Here is a 3,599-nt window from a genome sequence, read left to right on the forward strand (position 1 = left end):
AGTTTCTTCGACGTTTGAATACAGCTTGCCGGCTTATTCTTTCTCTGTTATTCGGATGAAAGCGGTCGATCAACAAACTAAAAAGAAATAACAATAATGGCGGTTCTACAAAAAGCGAAATATCTTTTGATCGGCTTTTGCTTATTGATAGCGGCCGGTGGCGGTTTTTATTCCTGCAAGACTGTAGTGGTAAAAAAGCCGGAAATGAGTGCATATCTTTTGGTGTATTTCAAAGATGCAACGCATAGTCTGTACATGGCCTTGAGCCCCGATGGATATCGTTTTACAGATATCAATAATGGAGAGCCTATAATTGCAGGCGATACGATTGCCTTGCAAAAAGGTATTCGCGATCCCCACATTTACCGTGGTCCGGATGGTGCTTTCTATTTGGCGATGACGGACCTGCATATTTTTGGAAAAAAGGCAGGCTATCGCAATACCGAGTGGGAGCGTGACGGCGACAAATATGGTTGGGGAAACAACCATGCTTTGGTGCTGATGAAATCAACCGATCTTATCAACTGGAAGATCACAAACCTGGAGGTAGATAAAGCCTTTCCTTCAATGGAGAATATCGGATGTGCATGGGCTCCTGAAACCACCTATGATCCAGTCGCCAAGAAGCTGATGCTTTATTTCACAACCCGGTTTGGAAATGGCAAAAACGTGATGGTCTACAGTTATGTGAACAGCGATTTTAATAAGCTGGAGACTGAACCGAAACAGATTTTTGAGTATCCCAAAGACGATATCAATACGATTGATGCCGATATTACCTGGGCTCAGGGTAAGTATCACATGTTTTATGTGGCTCACGATGGTGGTGCCGGAGTAAAACAGGCAGTATCCGATTCGATTCACTCAGGCTACATTTATCAGTCCGATTGGATTGATCCGGAGCCTAAGGCTTGTGAAGCACCCAATGTGTGGAAGCGAATAGGTGAGGATAAATGGGTTTTGATGTATGATATTTATGGTATTCATCCGCATAACTTTGGGTTTAGTGAAACGACAGATTTTGTTCATTTCACCGACTTGGGACACTTCAATGAAGGCGTGATGAAAGCTACTAATTTTTCATCGCCTAAACACGGCGCAGTCATTCAGTTAACGAAAGATGAAGCAAACCGTTTAGCAAAACATTGGGACTGCGATTTGTCTTTTCAATAGGAAGGATTAGGCGAAGTTTAATGCATTTAAAAAGATAAGAGACTAAAATGAAAAATACGAACACACAAAAAACGATTAAGAGCTTTCGGTGGCCAGCGCTGCTTGTCACTGTTCTTGCACTTTTGAGTGCATGCGGGACGACAAAGTCGGCAGATGAAGAGCTTTCGGGCTACCTGTTTGCCTATTTCACCGGAAACGGACCAGGAGAGGAAGCCATTCATTTTGCAGTGAGCACTGATGGCTATAACTACCGGGCGTTGAATGATAACCAACCGATCCTGGACTCAAAGAAAATCAGTACATCAGGTGGTGTTCGTGACCCACACATTTTGCGTGGTGCCGACGGCAAAACCTTCTATATGGTTGCCACCGATTTGTACGTGTCGGAGCAGGGCTGGAACAACTATGCGATGATCCTGATGAAATCAACAGACCTGATTAATTGGGAAACTTCAGTGGTGAATATTCCCAAAACGTTTCCCGATCAATTTGGCGATGTGAATCGTGTGTGGGCTCCTCAAACGATTTATGATGAGGCTACCGGAAAGTATATGGTTTACTTTTCAATGAAACAAGGTGACCAGCCGGATATCATCTACTACGCCTATGCCAATAAAGACTTCACTGGTTTGGAGGAAGCGCCAAAGCAGTTGTATTTTCCACCGGCAGATAGTAATACCAAAGCCTGTATCGATGCCGATATTATCCCTTACAAAGGTAAGTTCTACCTGTTCCACAAAGCAGAAGATGGTAATCCCGGTATCAAGCTGGCGATTTCTGATCAATTAACTGAAGGCTATCAGTTGGTGAGTGACAAACGAGTGGACTGCGAAACCAATAAGGTAGAGGGTAGTGGTATTTTCAAACTGAATAATTCAGATGAATATATTTTGATGTACGACGTCTACACCAGTGGTCGGTATCAATTCACTAAAAGTAGCGATCTGCAACATTTTGAAGTCGTTGATCAGGAGGTTTCGATGAATTTTCACCCACGTCACGGAACCGTGTTGTCGATTACCGGAAAAGAAATGAAGCGCCTGATTGCGAAATGGGGAACTCTTGATGATCCGTTGATTGAGGCGACTTCACCCAAATTGAAAAAGTTGAATGTGGATGTTAAAGGTGATGCCAAAACCATTCACCTTCCGGTAAAACGGGGTACTGATGTGGCTGCTTTCGATCCACAGTTTAAATGTTTTCCGGGCATTTCAATTACCCCCGAAGGACCACAGGATTTCACCAAAGGAGCGGTTGACTATACGATCACAATCGAGGGGAAAGGTGATGTAGTTTATAAAGTATCGGCATCGGAAGATCATAACCCGGTACTGGAAGGCTACTATGCTGATCCGGAAATTATGTACTCCAAAAAAACGGGTAAGTATTACCTCTACCCAACAACTGATGGATTCGAAAATTGGTCAGGATACTATTTCAAGGTGTTTTCTTCGGATAACCTGGTTGACTGGACCGATGAAGGAATTATCCTTGATTTGCACAAAGATGTGAGCTGGGCAAATCGGAACGCCTGGGCTCCGTGTATTGTCGAAAAGAAAATTAACGGAGAGTACAAATATTTCTATTATTTCACAGCAGCACAGAAAATTGGTGTGGCTGTGGCTGATAATCCTACCGGACCATTCAAAGATAGCGGGAAAGCTCTGATTGATTTTAAAACGCTTGGCGTCAATCGTGGACAGGAAATTGATCCGGACGTATTTACCGACCCGAAGACGAACAAAACATATTTGTATTGGGGCAATGGCTACATGGCTGCTGCTGAATTAAACGATGATATGATTTCCCTCAATATGAAAACGCTGAAACAGATGAATATAGATGGGACATTCCGGGAGGGAACTTACGTGATCTACCGTAATGGGACCTACTATTTCATGTGGTCAGAAGACGATACTCGCAGTCCGAATTACAAAGTGCGCTGGGCAAAAACGGACAGCCCGCTGGGTAAGCTGACAATTCCTAAAAATAACATCGTCATTCAGCGTGATGACAAGACCGGTATTTTTGCGACAGGCCACAACTCGGCCATCCAGATTCCGGGAACAGATGAATGGTACCTGGTTTACCACCGCTTTAGTTATCCGAATGGTGTTAAGATGGGCCGCCGGGGTGGTTTCCACCGCGAGGTTTGTATCGACAAGCTGGAGTTTGATGCTGATGGAAATATCATGGAGGTTAAACCGACCTTTAAAGGAATTGATCCGGTGAACTAAGGATGACTGAATTGGCCTTCACCCCGTTTTTTTGAGCAGGAAGGCTGTGAGGAGCGCTTGAATTTGAAATAAATACAAACAAGATGGATAACGACCGCAGGAGTTTTTTGAAGAAGGCATGTGTTGCAGGAGGATGTTTCTGTGGTTTCTCTTTTCTGGCTGGACAGAAGGTTGAGGCCGATAATAACC

Annotated in this window: 3 protein-coding genes; all 3 read left to right on the forward strand. The window is 43.9% G+C overall.

Going from position 1 to position 3,599, the window contains the following annotated elements; translation table 11 throughout:
• Positions 1-204 precede the first annotated feature (204 nt).
• Positions 205-1,173, forward strand: coding sequence for a glycoside hydrolase family 43 protein (locus AC37HE_RS16095; protein WP_500784001.1), 969 nt, complete (start codon positions 205-207; stop codon positions 1,171-1,173).
• 47 nt (positions 1,174-1,220) lie between these two features.
• A complete protein-coding gene (locus AC37HE_RS16100) occupies positions 1,221-3,410 on the forward strand; it encodes a glycoside hydrolase family 43 protein (RefSeq protein WP_500784003.1) in 2,190 nt (729 codons plus the stop codon).
• An 83-nt stretch (positions 3,411-3,493) separates the two neighbouring features.
• Positions 3,494-3,599, forward strand: a 106-nt coding sequence (locus AC37HE_RS16105; protein WP_500784005.1) for a twin-arginine translocation signal domain-containing protein, incomplete at its 3' end; no start/stop codon positions are given.

It is taken from the genome of Mangrovibacterium sp., assembly GCF_059905295.1.